At 60.1% G+C, this 17301-nt stretch carries 10 protein-coding genes; 8 read left to right on the top strand and 2 right to left on the bottom strand.

Going from position 1 to position 17301, the window contains the following annotated elements; translation table 11 throughout:
• Positions 1-7: 7 nt before the first annotated feature.
• The 3 genes from HMPREF2919_RS06050 to HMPREF2919_RS06040 all read left to right on the top strand — a co-directional run bounded on the left by HMPREF2919_RS06050 (position 8) and on the right by HMPREF2919_RS06040 (position 3779).
• Positions 8-883, top strand: coding sequence for a glycosyltransferase family 2 protein (locus tag HMPREF2919_RS06050; RefSeq protein ID WP_049352287.1), 876 nt, complete (start codon positions 8-10; stop codon positions 881-883).
• Positions 884-1038: 155 nt separating this feature from the next.
• Positions 1039-2238, top strand: a complete 1200-nt coding sequence (locus HMPREF2919_RS06045) for a hypothetical protein (RefSeq protein ID WP_246824061.1) — start codon at positions 1039-1041, stop codon at positions 2236-2238.
• Between the two features lie 248 nt (positions 2239-2486).
• On the top strand, positions 2487-3779 hold the full coding sequence (locus HMPREF2919_RS06040; protein ID WP_070643739.1) for an MFS transporter: 1293 nt from the start codon (positions 2487-2489) through the stop codon (positions 3777-3779).
• 84 nt (positions 3780-3863) lie between these two features.
• Here HMPREF2919_RS06040 and HMPREF2919_RS06035 read toward each other — a convergent pair whose 3' ends face one another.
• Entirely contained in the window at positions 3864-4778 is a 915-nt protein-coding gene (locus HMPREF2919_RS06035; protein WP_070666836.1) for a shikimate dehydrogenase, read from the bottom strand.
• A 240-nt stretch (positions 4779-5018) separates the two neighbouring features.
• Between HMPREF2919_RS06035 and HMPREF2919_RS06030 the strand changes: the two genes are divergently transcribed.
• From HMPREF2919_RS06030 to HMPREF2919_RS06010, 5 genes are all read left to right on the top strand, one after another.
• The gene (locus HMPREF2919_RS06030; RefSeq protein ID WP_070643736.1) at positions 5019-9908 is read left to right on the top strand and encodes an NAD-glutamate dehydrogenase; all 4890 of its coding nucleotides are present in this window, start codon (positions 5019-5021) and stop codon (positions 9906-9908) included.
• 476 nt (positions 9909-10384) lie between these two features.
• Complete coding sequence (locus HMPREF2919_RS06025; protein WP_070643731.1) at positions 10385-11740, top strand: hypothetical protein; 1356 nt, start codon at positions 10385-10387, stop codon at positions 11738-11740.
• A 33-nt stretch (positions 11741-11773) separates the two neighbouring features.
• The gene (gene pelF / locus HMPREF2919_RS06020) at positions 11774-13489 is read left to right on the top strand and encodes a GT4 family glycosyltransferase PelF (RefSeq protein ID WP_070666806.1); all 1716 of its coding nucleotides are present in this window, start codon (positions 11774-11776) and stop codon (positions 13487-13489) included.
• Entirely contained in the window at positions 13479-14675 is a 1197-nt protein-coding gene (locus HMPREF2919_RS06015; RefSeq protein WP_049362458.1) for a putative glycoside hydrolase family 15 protein, read from the top strand. The genes pelF and HMPREF2919_RS06015 overlap by 11 nt, the downstream gene beginning before the upstream one ends.
• 119 nt (positions 14676-14794) lie before the next feature.
• Entirely contained in the window at positions 14795-15379 is a 585-nt protein-coding gene (locus tag HMPREF2919_RS06010) for an NAD(P)H-dependent oxidoreductase (RefSeq protein WP_005504206.1), read from the top strand.
• 266 nt (positions 15380-15645) lie between these two features.
• On the opposite strand, the gene HMPREF2919_RS06005 is transcribed toward HMPREF2919_RS06010, so the two are convergent.
• On the bottom strand, positions 15646-17082 hold the full coding sequence (locus tag HMPREF2919_RS06005) for a glyceraldehyde-3-phosphate dehydrogenase (protein WP_049340110.1): 1437 nt from the start codon (positions 17080-17082) through the stop codon (positions 15646-15648).
• Positions 17083-17301: the final 219 nt, after the last annotated feature.

The following is a 17301-nucleotide window of genomic DNA, read 5'->3' as shown; positions in this document are numbered from 1 at the left end:
ATACCTTATGACCGTTGATATTCTGTTCCCCTACTACGGCGACGTCGCCATGATGAAGCAGGCTGTACTGTCTGTGGTCGGTCAGACCAACCCGGACTGGCGCCTGATTGTTGTCGATGATGGCTACCCGGACGACTCGATTCCTGGCTGGTTCGAGTCGCTGAAGGACGAGCGCATCACCTACATGCGTAATGAAACCAACCTGGGTGCGAACGCGAACTACCGCAAGTGCCTGACCTTCGTGGAGAACGAACTGGTCACCGTCATGGGTGCTGACGACGTCATGCTCCCCAACTACGTGCAGTGGCTCGTGGATGCAGCGGCTAAGCACCCCGAGGCGTCCATTTTCCAGCCCGGCGTGGTCGTGATTGATGAGAACAACGGCCTGTCGAACACTCTGGTGGAGCAGACTAAGGCGTTCTACCGTCCCAAGGGTGAGGCTGTTCTGCAGGGTGAGGAGCTGGCTACCTCCCTGCTACGCGGCGCGTGGTTCTACTTCCCGTCCCTGGGTTGGCGTAAGGACGCTATCGTGGGCACCGGCTTCCGTGAGGGCCTGAACGTTATCCAGGACATGGCGCTGATTCTCGACATTACGATGCGCGGCGGCTCCCTGTACTACGACCCGCAGATTGCGTTCATGTACCGCCGTCACGGTGGTTCTGACTCGTCTTGGCGGGCCCTTGAGGGTACCCGCTTTGAGGAGGAGCGCCGCTACTACAACACCATGGTTGAAGAGATGACTGCCCTGGGTTGGACGAAGGCTGCCCGCGTGGCTCGTATTCGCTTCTCTTCGCGTGCTCACGCGCTGACTCTGCTACCGAAGGCGGCTCTGGCGAAGAAGTGGCAGGGTGTTAAGAACCTTGCCGAGCACGTCGTAAAGTAAAGACTTCAATTCTATAGGTGCGACCAGTAGAGAACGGAGATAGCGTGGAATCATCGGCAGAGTCCCAGCCGAAGAAAATGACTCGTGGTCATTCGATGGCAATTTTGGGATCGTCCGGTTTAGCTGCACTATCTTCTCTAGGAATTACCGTTGTAGTGAAACGGTTTCTGGAGGGCGAAAGCCTGACGGAGTTCCTTCTCTTCTGGTCGCTTCTTTTTGCCCTCTACGGTGTGGTGGTAGGTATCCAGCAGGAAGCTACCCGCGCTGTGGGTACTGCACGCCGCGACGGTAAAACTGGTGCACGTATTGCCCCCGTGGGTGCTCTGGTGGGTCTTATTGTGGGCGGGCTGACCTTAGTGACGAGCCCTCTGTGGGCTCCTGCCCAGATTCCTTTGAGCGGGTTTAGCGGTGTGCTGCTCCTGAGTGCCGGTGTGGCCCTCTACGCCATGCACATGACTCTCTACGGTGCGTCTGCTGGCCAGGAAAGCTGGTACCTCTTCGCGAGTGTGTTGGGGTTCGACGCTATTTGGCGTATCGTAGCTATCTGTGCGGTCGGTCTGGTCTCTGCACATCTAATCGGTCTTGAAGCCGCAACGGTTTCTCCGGTACTTCTGTGGCTGCTGATGGTGCTTCTGCTTCCAGAAGCTCGGCGAGTTTTTAGCTCTCGTGCGGATGTTTCCTCGGGCCGTCTGCTGTATAACTACACGCTGTCGATGGGGTCGTCGACTGCTAATGCGGTTCTTATGATGGGCTTGCCGCTTCTGCTGAACGTTAGCATCGATTCAAACGACCCGCTACAACAGGTTATTTTGGCGGTTCTGATTCTGGCGATTTCGATTACGCGCTCGCCGATTATGATTCCTTTGCAGGCTTTTCAGGGCGTGGCGGTGTCTGCTTTCTTGAAGCAACAGAATCATCCGTTGCGTGCTTTTGCGAAGCCTGCTGGTGCACTGTTGGGTGTGGGTCTTGTGGGCGCTGCGGCGGCTTACGTGCTGGGGCCGTGGCTGTTTGGTCTGCTTTATCCGCCGAAGCCTTCAGAGGTTGAAGCATACGCTCAGGTGGTGACTTCTCCGGTGCTTGCACTTCTGGTGTTTGCTTCTGCTTTCCTGGCGCTTCTGGTGCTGTCAGGGTCGCTGGTGATTGCATTGAATATGCACCGTTCGTATGTGGCCGGTTGGGTGCTGGCGGCTGCGGTTGCTTGTGTGGTGGCGGTGTCGCCGTTGCCTCTTCTGACTCGCACTCTTCTTGCCCTGTATGTGGGTCCGATTCTTGGCCTGCTAGTGCATTTGGGTGCGATGGTGTGGCAGGCGCGTTCTGTGTCGAATAGCGGCAATGCTGAGCTGGAGAATATTTAATAAATAAATGATGAGGGGTTGAGCAAACGAGTAGTTATGCTCAACCCCTCATTTTTTATTGCTCATGAACTGACGGGGGCTGGAGGTGTCCACCCGCTATTACTACTTCAAACCCTGGGAACTTAGGTAACCCTATGGAAAACAGGCGGGGTGCTCCCTACACTGGAAGGACACAATGACAAACCGCACGGGCCGCCCACACCGCGGCCCCGCCCCTCCCAACGGGTATAGCACCGAAGGAGCCACCCATGAGCCGACGCACCGACGCGCCCGCCCGATCACCACGACGAGCCGCCCTCGCCAGCTGGATAGGCTCCGCCCTTGAATACTACGACTTCGCCGTCTACGGCACCGCCGCCGCAATCGTGCTCAACCGCATCTTCTTCCCCGAAGACACCGCCGCCATCGGCATCCTCAAGTCCATGGTGGTTGTGGGCGTCGCCTACGTTGTGCGTCCCTTCGGCGCCATGATCGTTGGACCCCTCGGTGACCGCTACGGCCGCCGATTCGTCCTGATGCTCACGCTCTTCCTGATGGGCTTTGCCACCTTCGCAATCGGTTGCCTGCCGACCTACAGCGAGGCGGGTATCCTCGCCCCCACCCTGCTGGTCATCTGCCGCATGATTCAGGGCCTCTCCGCCGCCGGTGAGCAGGCAAGCTCCATCTCCATCTCCCTGGAGCACGCCAACGAGCATCAGCGCGCCTTCACGACCAGCTGGACCCTGCAAGGCACCCAGTTCGGCTCGCTACTGGCAACCGCCGTGTTCATTCCCTTCGCCGCCCTGCCGGACGAGCACCTGCTGAGCTGGGGCTGGCGCGTACCCTTCTGGCTCTCCGCCTTCGTGGTGGTGACTGCCTGGCTGATTCGCCGCACCCTCTCCGAGCCGCCCGCCTACCTGCAGCGCGAAAAGCTCACCGAATCCCCGCTCACGCTGGTCTTCAAACACCACAAGCGCGCTGTGCTCACCATCGCCGTGTGTGCCATGGTCAACACTGTGAACATGGTCTTCACGACCTTCGCGCTGTCCTTCGCCACCAAGGGTTACGACCTTGACCGCAGCACGATGCTGCTGGTGCCGGTCGCCTCCAACACTCTCGGCCTGATTGCGATTCCGCTCGCCGCCATGCTTGCCGACCGGATCGGTCGTAAGCCCGTGTTCATTACCGGTGCGGTTGCTTCGTCCCTGGTGATGTTCCCGTACCTCGGCGCGATTACCGAGGGTAACTGGGTGGGTATCTTCGCCTACGGCGTGCTCATGCACGGTGCGCTGTACTCCATGGCGAACGGCGTGTGGCCCGCCTTCTATGCGGAGATGTTCCCGACTCGCGTGCGCGTGACCGGCCTGGCGTTGGGTACCCAGATTGGCTTCGCAATTTCTGGAGGCGTGGCGCCCGCCGTGGCGACGAGCCTCGCCGGTGCCGACCTGCATAATGCGGTGCTGCCCGCCGTGTTCACGGTTGCCATGTGTGTGCTCGTGGCGTTGGGTGCGCTGACGGTTCGTGAAGGGTACAAGAAGTCCCTGGCTGAGCTGGATGCATAACCCGAACAATATATTCCGTATATAGAATAAATACAGGTGGGGATGGATAGTTAGCTATCCATCCCCACCTGCGTGTTTAACCTTCTAAGCCCGCTGCTGAGCCGCAATCAGCGTCTCAAAATGCGCCGCCATACGCTCAGCGTTCGGTGCCAGCCCGGTGAAGAGGCGGAATGCATCCACCGCCTGACCCACCGCCATGTAGCCGCCCGTTAGCACCTCGCATCCGGCGGCACGCGCCGCGCGCACCAGCTGCGTCTGTTGCGGCAGATAGATGACGTCCGCAACCCACAGGCCTTCACGCAACACCCCGGCACTCAGTGCCGATTCACTCAACGGCATACCCGGATGCACGTGCATACCCACCGGGGTTGCGTTCACCAAACCCTGAGCTTCTAGTAGAACTTCAATCAAGCGCTCATCGTCGGTCAGCACCTCGATCCGGGTCTGCGGGAAGAGCCCACCCAGCTGCTCCGCAAGCCCCTGCGCCTTCGCCGCGTCACGCTCAAAGAGACTCAGGTGGCGCACCCCCAGGCGGCACAGGGCGTATGCCGTGGCGCTACCGGCACCGCCAGCACCCAGCTGCACCACGTGCTCCAGGCGCGCCGGATCCTCCGCCACCTGCGGCAGGCCGCGCTTCAATCCCGCAATGAACCCGGAGTAGTCCGTGTTATCGCCGTAGAAGCTGCCGTCCTCACCAATCACCACGCAATTGACCGCACCCAGGGCGCGTGCCGCATCCGAAAGCTCGTGCAGGTGCTCCATGACCGACTGCTTGCACGGGTGCGTGATATTGAAAGCGTTAAAGCCGAGCAGTGCCGCAGCATCCAGAAGCGCCGGTGCGGAGGCGCCATCCAGGTTCAGGGCGTCCAGGTCGACAGGGCGGTACAGGTAGCGCACCCCGTGCGCGTCCGCCTCCGCCTCATGCATGGGAGGGGTCAGGGAGGAGGTGATGCCGTCACCAATGAGACCCACCAGGAAAGATTCAGTACGCAAACTCATAGTTTCACTGTACGTGTCCATCCCTCAAGATGCACCTACTTTCTTGAACCCGTACCAAATGCGTGCTGGATTTGGGAAGAAGATAAAAATAATTTCTACGCTCACAAGAGCGATATGTCTGACAGAAACACCTCGAAGGTATAAGCTTGGTATAAGTGCTCGCGCGCCACGGCGCGCACATGAGACCACACAGACACCGTCACAGTGAAGTGATACCGATATTCGGAGGATAGATTGTCAATGACTGACAAGGCTATGGCACACTTCGCTGGCGCCGATGCATGGGTCGAGCAGTATTTCCTGAACAGCCCCGAAGATGAGCGTGAAGAGTTCACCCCGGCAGAGTTAGAGGATTTGGCTCGCACCCACCGTGCGCTGGCTCAAATCCGCCTGCCCAAGACCCCTGTCGTTGCCGCACGCAACGACGAGTACAACACCACCCTGTACGTCGCGACCGACGACATGCCGCACATCGTCAGCTCCCTGACCGCATGCCTTGCCGCGCACTTTGGTGGTTTCGTCACCATTCTTCACCCCACCTTCCTCGCTGAACGCGGCCCGGACGGTACCCTCCTGAGCCTGCGCGGCACCGGCATGCGCGGCAACCTCGCCAGTGGCGATACCGCCACTCTTGGCGTGCCCTCCCTCAAGCTCAGCGAGAACGCCCCGGCGGGTACCACTGTCGCTATTGAAGCCTGGATTGCGGTTCGCCTGACCCGCTACCTCACTGAGGAAGAGCAGCGCCGCTGCGAGAAGGAAGTTGAGCGCGTCCTCGCTGATGTTCGCGCCTGCCACACCGACCTGGATGCCATGGTCGCCCGCGTTTTCGACCTGGCGCAGTCCATGTACGACCTGCGCGGCGCAACCCTGGGTCACGGCGAGGAATCCTACGCCGCTAACCCGCGCGGTGTGGAGCCTGCCTCCCGTGTGGAGGTGGCACAGGACTTCCTGCGCTGGCTGACCCGCGGCAACTTCGTGTTTATGGGCGTTAAGGAGCGCGTGCTGGACGGCACCTCCGGCGCTATTTCTCTGGTGGACCGCCCCGGTTCGGCGCTCGGTATTCTGCGCACCACGGAGGGTAAGAGCCGCATCCCCCTTTCGGGCGAGACCCTGGAGCGTGCCCTGTTCCCGCGCCCCCTGTACATCACGAAGGCGAATTCCCGCTCCACCGTAGCACGGAACGACTACCTGGACTACATTGGTGTGCGCCGCTTCGACCTGAACGGCCGCGTGATTGGTGAGTACGTCATTCTGGGTCTGTTCACCCGTCAGTCGTACGCACTGCCCGCTATTGAGACTCCGCTGGTGCGTGAGCGTATCGCGATGGTGCGCCGCCGCCTCGGCTACCACCCCGGTTCTTACTCTGACAAGGCGCTTCTGGGTGCCTTGGAAGATTACCCGCGCCTGGAGCTGTTGCACGCTTCCGCTAATGACCTGACCGATACGTTCGGCGGCATCATGGGCCTGGAGGAGCGCCGCAAGACCCGCCTGTTCCTGCGCGCCGACCAGTTCAACCGGTTTATTTCCGCCGTGGTGTACCTGCCTCGGGATCGTTACAACACGAACGTGTGCTCCCGTATTCAGCGGGTGTTCCAACAGGAATTTGATTTTAGTGCCATCGACCATGAGGTGTACCTGTCCTCCTCATCGCTGGCGCGTCTATTTTTCCGCATTCGGCTCACCAACCCCAATGATGTGCCGAAGACGGATCATCAAGCTCTCGAAAAGCGACTGCAAGAAGCCGCCCGCTCCTGGGTGGAAGCAACCGCAGCTGCTATTGAGGCATGGAAACCCGGAGCGGCAGGCCGCCGACTCGCATCAGCCTGGGCAGATGCGACTAGTGCAGCCTACCGAGCCGATTACACAGTAGAACAAGCAATCGAGGATATCGTGATTCTTGAATCTCTCTCGGGCCAGAAGCCCGCCGCAATCAAGGTTGAAGCCGGCGAAGCCAACACCACCCGACTGAAGACCTACCTGTCCGCACCTCACACCCTCACCGAGCTGCTGCCGGTTATGCAGAATATGGGTCTGGTCGTTGTTGATCAGAAGCCTTACGAGTTCAAGCCTGAGGATGGCGAAGACTACGGCTACCTCTACGACTTCGGAGTTGAATTCCCCGAGGGCGTGGACGCAAACGCTGTGGCTTCCCTGTACGAGGATGCCCTGAACGCCTACCTGCTCGGTGAGCGCGAGTCCGATACCCTGGACCGCCTGATCCTGGCTGAGGGCCTGACCTGGCAGGAAGTACGTCTGTTCCGTGCCCTGAACCACTACCTGATTCAGCTGGGCCTGGGCTACACCCCGTCCTTCATGTCGAACACCCTGCTCGCAAACCCGGCCATCACCAAGCACCTGGTCGAGTTCTTCGAGGTCAGCTTCGACCCGAACAACGGTCTCAACGATGAGCAGCGCAACGCACGCCGTGACGAAATCGAAGCAGCCCTGGTTGAGGAACTGAACCAGATCCCCACCCTGGACGCTGACCGCTACCTGCGTTCCCTCGGCAAGGTCATCCGCGCTATCCTGCGCACCAACGCATACCTTGCTGACCGCCCCGCACTCGCGTTCAAGGTGGCACCGCAGGAGATTGACTTCGCACCCCTGCCCCGCCCCAAGTTCGAGATTTTCGTCTACTCCCCGCGCGTTGAGGGTGTTCACCTGCGCTTCGGTAGCGTCGCACGTGGTGGCCTGCGCTGGTCGGACCGCCGCGACGACTTCCGCACCGAGGTGCTCGGCCTGGTCAAGGCACAGATGGTGAAGAACGCCGTCATTATCCCCACCGGCGCGAAGGGTGGCTTCTACCCCAAGCAGCTGCCCGACCCCGCAGTGGATCGTGACGCATGGATCACCGAGGGCCGCGAGTCCTACAAGGTCTTCATCGGCTCTCTGCTGGACGTCACCGACAACCTCGCAGTTGGCACCGACGGCTCCGAGACTGTTGTCCGCCCCGAGGGCGTTATCGCACGCGACGCTGACGACTACTACCTGGTGGTTGCAGCGGATAAGGGCACCGCAGCATTCTCCGACACCGCAAACGCAATCAGCCTGGAGCGCGGCTTCTGGCTGGGCGATGCCTTCGCATCCGGCGGCTCCGTCGGCTACGACCACAAGGCAATGGGCATCACCGCACGCGGTGCATGGGAGTCCGTCAAGCGTCACTTCGCTGAGCTGGGCCACGACGCTCAGACCGAAGAGTTCACCGCAGTCGGCATTGGCGACATGTCCGGTGACGTGTTCGGTAACGGTCTGCTCCGCTCCAAGGCAACCCGCCTGGTCGCAGCATTCGACCACCGCGACATCTTCCTGGACCCGAACCCGAACGCGGCAGTGTCCTTCGACGAGCGTCAGCGCCTGTACAACCTGCCCCGTTCCTCCTGGCAGGACTACAACCGCGACCTGATTTCCGCCGGTGGTGGCGTGTACTCTCGCGGTCTGAAGTCCATCGAGATCACCCCCGAGGTGCGCGAGGTTCTGGGCCTGGACGAGTCCGTCACCGAGCTCGCACCGACCGAGCTGATTTCCGCAATCCTCAAGGCACCGGTCGACCTGATTTACAACGGCGGTATCGGTACCTACGTGAAGGCCTCCACCGAGACCAACGCACAGGTTGGCGACAAGGCTAACGACGCACTGCGCGTCAACGGTAAGGACCTGCGCGCCAAGATTGTTGGCGAGGGCGGTAACCTCGGCTTCACCCAGCTGGGTCGTATTGAGGCTGCGCTCAACGGCGTCATCCTCAACACCGACGCAATCGACAACTCCGCAGGTGTGGAAACCAGTGACCGCGAGGTCAACATCAAGATTCTGGTGGACCGCCTCGTGGCACACGGCGAGCTGTCCAGCGAAGAGCGTGCTTCCTTCATCGAGTCCCTGCAGGACGAGGTCGGCGGCAAGGTCCTCGAGACCAACGTTGAGCAGAACGTTCTGCTGCAGGGTGAGTTCCACGGCTCCTTCCTGGGCACCAACCTGTACAAGCGCCTCATGCACGACCTGGAAGAGCACGCCGGCCTGAACCGCGCCGTCGAGTTCCTGCCCACCGACGAGGAGCTGGACGAGCGTCTGGAGACCACCGGCGACCGCCTGACCCGCCCCGAGCTGTCCGTCCTGGCTGCGTACGTGAAGATTTACCTCACCCACGCACTGGAGCAGACCGACTTCGCGGACGACCCCTACCTGGAAGGCGTTCTGCGCAGCTACTTCCCGGCAGCACTGGTCGAGCGTTTCGGTCAGCACCTGGACTCGCACCCGCTGCGTAAGGAAATCATTTGCACCCGCGTCGCTAACGAGCTGGTCAACATTGGCGGTATCACCTTCGCATACCGCGTGATGGAGGAGTTCAACGTCGGTATCGATTCCGTCGCACGCGCCTTCATCGTCGCTCGCGAGCTCTTCGAGCTGGGCACCGCAGCTAAGCTGCACCGCGAACTGCCCCCGAAGACCCCGCTGGATGCATGGTTCACCGTTCTGCGCGACAACCAGCGCGTTCTGGATCGTGCTGTCCGCTGGTTCATCACCGAGCGTGGCGTGGTTGCTGGCACCAGCATCTCTGAACTGCTGGAGACCTTCGGTTCCGTCGTCGAGATGCGCCATAACCTACCCGAGTACCTCTCCGGTACCTCCCGCGAGCGTGTTCGTGCAAAGCGCGACGCAGGCGAGGCATGGGGCCTGCCCGAGGAACTCATCGTCATCTGGATCCGCGGTTTCGAGGGCTACGCCCTGCTGGACGTCATCCGTTCGGCACGCGACCACGACTTCGAGGCAACCTCGCTGGCACCGGTCTACTTCGCAACCTACGACCGCTTCAAGGTGGACGAGCTGCTCGGCCTCATCTCCGACCTGCCCCGCAGCGACCGCTGGGAGATCCTGGCACGTCAGGCACTGCGCGGCAGCCTCTACGAGACCGCTGCAGGTCTGGCACTGTCTGTGGCAGAGGGCGCGAAGGGTGACTTCTCCACCGTGGACGGTGCGCAGAAGGCACTGGCTACCTGGATTGAAGAGCACCCGACCCGCGTGGGTAACATCGACCGCATCCTGAAGGAGATTGGCGAGGCCGCTCTGGACGTCACGGGTCACCCGCGCCTGGCTGTAGTGTCCGTGGCACTGCGTACTCTCTCGAGTGCATCCTAAATAGCTAAGGCCCGTTAGGGTCGCTTAGAGCATCCCGGTTCCCTCCCGGTGGGAGGGGCCGGGATGCTTTTGCGCAGGGACACATGGTGCATGCACAGGTAGTGCGGGGGATCCTTGGTTGGGTGAACCTTGTGCCGGTGTGCCAGCGCGTCAGCACCTCGCGTGGAGCACCCAAATCAAGGTTGTTGCACCCCGCGTATATTGCATAGAATATTGCTCTCACTAGATGTTTTGCATTCTTGTGTGATGCGCATTATGTGGGTGTGTCCTAAATCCCTCCAAATATCAAGTAGAGGGTTAAGGAAACCAAAGGTTTTAGTTGATATATGCCGTATATTGATTCACGGCGGCATCAGCGCAAGCCATGGGGACCCGGCACTTCTCGGTACGACGACTCTTTCCCCTGGCGCGTCACACGGTGCTGTTCAAACACACTGCCCCTAATCTTTACGATTATCGACTGAAAGTCTGCAAGATTGTCTACCAACCACGGTACTGAGGAAAAAAGCAATAGCGCATGGCGCCTCCTCATTAACTTTCTGCTTTACGTCTCTCCGGTCGCCCTGCTGACCACCGTCTTCCCCATGGTTACCCCGACCATTAACCGGTACAACCTTGATGGTGTACCCCTGATCCAGGTGATTCTGGCGGCGTCCATTACCGTTCCTTGGCTCAGCCAGGCAGCCTGCCTGCCCCTTTACCGTGCTATCCAGATGGAGCACAAGAAGATTGCGGACGCCCGCGAAGGCCTGCGCATTCACGCTGAAACCCTTGAGCACCAGCTCAAGCGCGCCGAAGCACGAGCCGTACGCGCACGCATGTCCGAGCCGCAGTTCCAGGACATTACCGACCTGACCGCGTTCACCCGCAACTGGCTCTACCTCTTCTTCATGACCATGCCGCTGGTGCTGCTCTTCGCAATTCCGGTCGCCCTCGTCCTTCACTGGAGCCCGACTGCATTCGGTGCGTTCTTCGTCCTGGGCGTTCTCAACATTGCGTTCGCGCAGCTGCTGGTCATCCCGAACCTCGCGAAGAACCGCATCATCTGGTTCATCGCGTGGCTTGGCTACACTCTTGCCCTGTACTGCTACCCCGTCATCTGGTTCCTGCCGCCGCTGGTTGGTTCGCTCATCCTGTTGGTGAGCCTCGGTAAGGACCTGGTGCACCTGCTGCACTTCGCGCGCATCCCGCTCAAGGACATTGCGCTCGACGCCCTGCGCGGCTTCTTCACCGGCTCCATCATCTGGGCTGATAAGTACATGCTCTTCCTGGTCACCGGCGGTGAAATCAACGTCGTGGCAATCTACCTGAGCCTGATCCCCTGCGTTATCGCCTACAACTACTTCTTCGTGGTGGAAGCAGACCGCGTCAACGCAAGCATCCAGCACCTGTGGACTATCTTCGACCGACTGCCCTACAAGGGCGTTCAGGAGGAGTCCTCCAAGGCTCTGCGCACCTCCAACCGCGCTATCCGCAACTCCCTGCTGATTTACATCGCCAGCGCTATTGTCACCGGCATCCTGATGTTCATCTTCCTGCCGCAGTCCTACCCGCTGGCGCTCTCCGGCCTGGTCGTGGCGTTCCTCTTCGTTGCAGTGGCACTGCTGATCTACCAGATCGAGTACATGACCATGTACGTCACCGTGCAGCTGCTCTCCGCAGCGCACCTGGTGCTGCTCTTCATCTCCTTCATGATCCTGCCCAACGAGACCGGCTACCTGCCCATCATCGCGGGCGAGGCGGTGCTCGCCTTCGCATGCTACCGCGTCTACCGTCAGGCGTGGGCAGCCCCCGAGTACTCCCTCTTCTGGCGTCGAGCCCTCGCCTGGTAAGAACCGCACGGTCCGCGAAAGATACATACGACAATGACTGAACAGATGTACCGAAACCACTACGCGCCGCTGCAGCTTCCGGCTCCCGGCCCCCACTACAGCGACCCCGAATACCCGGACGTTGACGTCGCCATCATCATGGAATCCACCTACCCCTACCTCAAGGGTGGCGTGTCTGCGGTGGTGCACGATATCGTCTGCGAAAACCCGGATCTGACCTACGGCATTATTCACATCGCCTGGGATAAGAACTCCCCCCACGAAGACCTCTACGGCATGCCCGAGAACGTCAAGTGGGTCAAGGTGCTGTACCTGAGCCTGGAAGTCAACCGCGACGCCTTCGCGGAAGCCTGCGACCCCTCCGCACTGCGCATGAACTTTGCGGAGCGTCAGGCACTCACTAACCGCCTCATGGACGGCTTCAGTGCCCTCATCGTCGGCGACGTGAACCCCCTCTGGAAGCTCTACGACGAGGGCATCAACCCCGCAACCCGCAGCTACAACCTCTTCGGCCTCTTCGGAACCCGTGAGTTCATGCAGGCGATTGCGGGTCTGGGCTTCTTCTCCGAGGTGCCCTTCGGTGAGCTCTTCTGGAAGGTGCGCGACTTCGTCTCCATCCTCTTTGCAATCCTGCACGAGCGGATGCCGCACGCCCGCGTCTACCACGCCCACACCACCGGCTACGCTGCACTCATCGCCGCCGCAGCCGCACGTGACCACGGCACCAGCTTCCTGCTGACCGAGCATAACCTGTACATTCGCGACACCGTGAACACCAAGCTCGAACGCAACATGGCGAAGCCCGTCACCACCGACTACGCCTTCCTCAACGAGGAGCGTGAGCACCCCGGCCTGGGCCCGGTCACCCTTGACGAGCGTGCCTGGTCCGTCTGGTTCGTCGAAATGGGACGCTTCTGCTACCCCAGCGCTGACATGGCAACCTACCTGTACCCCAAGGCTCTGGAAGAGGCACGCGGTATTGGCGCGCCCATCGACCAGATGAACGAGGGTGAGAAGGACCGCGCGATCATTCTGCCCAACGGTATGCTCATCGAGTCCGTGGCGGAAGCCTACTACGCCCGCCAGGCGGCGCGTGCCCGCATCCTCGCTGAGGGCCGCGGCCACGTGTGGCGCTTTGTGTTCATTGCCCGCGTGGTGCCCATTAAGGGCCTGACCGATCTGATTCGCTCCCTCGCGGTGCTGCGCGATCAGGGTCTGGTGAACTTCCACCTGGACGTGCTCGGCCCCAAGGACCACCTGCCCGAGTACTACGAACTGTGCCTGCGTACCATCGAAGAGCTCAACATGGGCGAGTACATCACCTTCCACGGCACCGTGAACGTGCGTGCGATGCTCGACCGCTTCGACCTGCTGCTCATGCCCAGCTACAATGAGGGTCAGCCGATTGTGGCGCTCGAGGCGATGGCTGCGTCCATCCCGCTGGTCAGCACCGACGTGGGCGGTATGTCCCAGCTCATCGATGATGTGCTGGTCGCCCCCGACGGCCACGAAATCGGTAACTGCGGTATCTTGACCATCCCCGGCGATATTCACGGCTTCGCGGCGGCGCTGCGCACCCTCATGGAGGAGCCCAGCATCTACGAACGCTACTGTGTGAACGCCTACGACCGTATCATCAGCTTCTTCCAGCTGCGACTGGTCATGGACCGTTACAACACGATCTACCGCGAGCTGGGCAAGCTGCCTCCTCGCGCCCCCGAATTCGACCCGGAGTACGATGGCGAATAAACTCAACCGCTTGGGCGGACCCGGCAAATTTGGTGCCTGGGTCCGCTACGGCGGTAAGCCCATTACCCAGCAGCAGCTCGATTTTGCGGTCAAGAACTACTCTGTCGCAATCCTGCAGCCCTGGGAACTGGACGCGGCACGCTACCTGAAGAAGCGTGCACCTCAAATGGTGGTGCTGGCGTACAAGTGCCTGTCTTCCACCCGCTCTTATGAGCCCGGCCCGATCTATTCTTCGGGTGTGTCTTACCCGCTGGCGCAGTCGATGGCGAACTCCGGTAAGGATTTCTTCGCCCACCGCCTCAACGGTGACCGTATCGAGTGGAAGGGCTACCCCAAGCACTTCCAGATGCAGGTGTGGAACGCCGACTATCGTTGGCACTGGGTGGACGCTGTGGTGCGCGAAATGCGCGACTCACCCTTCGACGGGGTCATGGCTGATAACGACGTGGAGAACGACTACTACGGTCTGGACCTGCCCATCCAGGGCGTGGAGTCCATGACGAAGATTCGTGAGCACCTGGATTTTCTGGTCGCCTACGCCGGTATTGAGCTGAATAAGATCGGCAAGATTCTGGTGCCCAATATTGCTGAGTCGCGTCTGCGTTACGGCAAGTGGGAGCGTCACAGCGCCTACGGTGGCGGCTTTGAGGAGGTGTGGCTCGGCTGGGGTCCGAACGACTACCTGTCTTCGCCTTACGCCGTGATGCAGGGCCGCGAGATTGCGAACGGCTCGGCGGGCGACGTGAACCTGGGTACTACTTTTGCGGGTTTGGGTGGCCGTAGCGCCGCCTCGCAGAAGAAGGTGACGATTCTGCGCACCCCGCTTAGTGACCGCAAGGCTCCGATTACCGGCACGGATGAGAACTTCCTCTACGGTTTGGCGGGCTTCTGGGTGTTCGGCGGAGGCGCCTTCACCGGCATCAGTGCAACCCACCACGACGCCTACGACGAGATCCCGCACGCCCCGGAGCTCTCCTACGACCTGGGGGACCCGGTCGGCGGCATTATCGCGCAGAAGACCGCGCAGACCCGCGCGTTTACGAACGGCTGGGCGGCACTGAACACCGGCTCGAAGGATGTGACCGTGAAGGTTCCCTCTCATTTGGTGGATGCGGCAAACCGCCCGGTACCGTCGAGCTTCACGCTGCGGGCGCATCAGGGTGTGGTGTACCGCCGTAAGGCGTAATTTACCGTAAGCGGTAATTTTAAGGGCTGATTCACAGCGTAGTAGCCCTGTACTATGAAACAAGCGGCTGGAATATAGCCAACCGTTCTCGCGGTGTTGAGTTTAAGGAGTGAACTACAGTGAATATTCTTTTGATTGACGGCGGTAAAGCATTCGCCCACTCGGCGGGTCGCCTGAACCACACCCTGCATCAAGTAGCCCGTGATACGTTATCGGCGCTCGGTCATCATGTGCGAGAAACTGTGATTGACGACGGGTACGATATTCACCAGGAAGTAGAAAAATTCCAGTGGATGGATGCGGTCATCTGGCAGATGCCCGGTTGGTGGATGCACGAGCCGTGGACCGTAAAAAAATATATGGACGAGGTGTTTACCGCCGGTGCGGGTACCCTGTACGCTAATGATGGTCGCCACAGGGTCAGCCCCACTGAAGGATACGGCACGGGCGGTCTTCTTCAGGGGCGGCGTCATATGCTGTCGCTGACGTGGAACGCGCCTCGCGAAGCTTTTACCCGGGAGGGCGACTTCTTTGAGGGACTCGGGGTAGATGCCCTCTATATGCACTTTCATAAGGCCCATGAGTTCATGGGGACTACCCAGTTGCCCACCTTTATTTGCTATGACGTGATTAAAAATCCGCAGGTCGAACAGTATCTCGCTGACTATACTGCCCACCTCAACGAGGTCTTCGGTCAGGCGTAAGGGTTTTAAGCCTGCATGCCTTCATAAGCATGTCTGAGGTGGATGCGGCAAACCGCCCGGTGCCCTCGAGCTTCATGCTACGGGCGCATCAGGGTGTGGTGTACCGCCGTAAGGCGTAATTTACCGCTCACGTAGTTCTTCGGAGCCTCTGTGCGGCACCGCTTATTTGCGTATATAACCTCATAAACAAACCCACCGGCAATATAACCAATTGGCTATATGTACCGGTGGGTTTGTTATATGTGTGCTAGATGAGCTGGGGTAGCTTACTTAGCAGGGTAGGAGGGGACGTCGTAGCCGCCCATACGCTCCAGAACGCGAATCACCTGGCAGGAGTAACCGAACTCGTTGTCGTACCAGACGTAGACAATTGCGGAGTCATCGGTCACTACGGTAGCCAGCGAGTCCACAACACCTGCGGTGCGGGAACCCACGAAGTCGGTGGAAACAGCCTCGGGGGAATCCGAGTAGCCCACCTGGCGGCGCAGCTCGCCGTCGATGGACTCGCGGCGGAACAGCTCATTCAGCTCCTCAGCGGAACCTGCGGGCTTGGTCAGCTTCACGTTCAGGATTGCCATGGAGACGTCCGGGGTGGGAACGCGGATAGCGTTACCGGTCAGCTTGCCTTCCAGCTGCGGCAGAGCCTTAGAAACAGCCTTTGCAGCACCGGTCTCGGTGATGACCATGTTCAGCACAGCGGAGCGACCGCGGCGGTCACCCTTGTGGAAGTTGTCAATCAGGTTCTGATCGTTGGTGAATGCGTGAACGGTCTCAACGTGGCCGCGCTCAACACCGTATGCGTCATCCAGAACCTTCAGTGCCGGAGTAATCGCGTTGGTGGTGCAGGATGCTGCGGAGAGAATCTTGTCCTCATCGGTGATGACGTTGTCGTTGACACCGAACACGATGTTCTTCATGTCGCCCTTACCGGGAGCGGTCAGCAGAACACGAGAAATGCCGGGGCGGTTCAGGTGCTGCTCAAGGCCCGGAACGTCACGCCAGCGGCCGGTGTTGTCCACCAGCAGAGCGTCGTTGATGCCGTACTCGGTGTAGTCAACGGTGGTCGGGTCAGAGGAGTAAATGAAGCGAACCGGAACACCGTTAGCGATGATGGTGCTGTTCTCTTCGTCTACCTCAATAACGCCCTTGAAGGGGCCGTGAACCGAGTCGCGCTCCAGCAGGGATGCACGCTTGACCAGGTCCTTGTCACCATTCTTACGCACCACAACAGCACGCAGGTTCAGGCCAGAACCCAGCGGCGAGGAGGAACGCTCCAGCAGAATACGAGCCAGCAGGCGACCAATACGACCGAAGCCGTACAGCACAACGTCCTGCTCCTTAGGCTGGTCGCCCTGGTGGTTCACGGAGGAACCCAGCTGCTCGGGCAGCCACATGGACAGCTCGGGGGAGCCAGCCTCACGGTGAGCCTTGTGCAGAGCAGCAATGTTAATCGAGCATGCACCCAGGTTCAGCTCAGCCAGAGCGCGAACCAGCTCCAGGGTGTGTGCGGGGTTCAGAGGTGCACCATCAATGTGAGATACAAAATCGTGCAGCTTCAGCAGCTCAATGACAGACTTGTTGACCAGGCTACGGCCGTGAATGCTCAGCACCACACCGTTCTCGCGGTGCAGCTTACCGATGAGGGGGATCAGCTCCTCTGCGGTAGCCTCACGGTTAACCCAGGTAGCGGTTGCAGTCGTCACGTATGACCTTCTTCCTAACTTCGTCGTTGGAGGGTAGGCGCGACGGTGCTGTCGCGTCAATACCGTGCCGGGCGTTAAAGACCCGGCGTCGGTTTAAGTCTAACCCGTGCGAACCCCTCTAGAGCCTCAAAATTAGTGATATTGGGGCTAAAAGTCAGAAGAGGTAAAAGTCAGTTCCTGCACCCGCCCGGCAAGCCAACACAAGCCCTCAAAAGGAAA

The sequence above is a fragment of the Rothia sp. HMSC068E02 genome (assembly GCF_001813565.1).
Taxonomy (GTDB): domain Bacteria; phylum Actinomycetota; class Actinomycetes; order Actinomycetales; family Micrococcaceae; genus Rothia.
Note: the sequence above shows the minus strand (reverse complement) of the source record. Positions and strands in the feature narration are given on the sequence as shown.

Coding starts and splice junctions, on each gene's coding strand:
- HMPREF2919_RS06030 (WP_070643736.1), top strand. CDS start 5,019: ATGACTGACAAGGCTATGGCACACTTCGCTGGCGCCGATGCATGGGTC.
- HMPREF2919_RS06035 (WP_070666836.1), bottom strand. CDS start 4,778: ATGAGTTTGCGTACTGAATCTTTCCTGGTGGGTCTCATTGGTGACGGC.
- pelF (WP_070666806.1), top strand. CDS start 11,774: ATGACTGAACAGATGTACCGAAACCACTACGCGCCGCTGCAGCTTCCG.
- HMPREF2919_RS06015 (WP_049362458.1), top strand. CDS start 13,479: ATGGCGAATAAACTCAACCGCTTGGGCGGACCCGGCAAATTTGGTGCC.
- HMPREF2919_RS06050 (WP_049352287.1), top strand. CDS start 8: ATGACCGTTGATATTCTGTTCCCCTACTACGGCGACGTCGCCATGATG.
- HMPREF2919_RS06040 (WP_070643739.1), top strand. CDS start 2,487: ATGAGCCGACGCACCGACGCGCCCGCCCGATCACCACGACGAGCCGCC.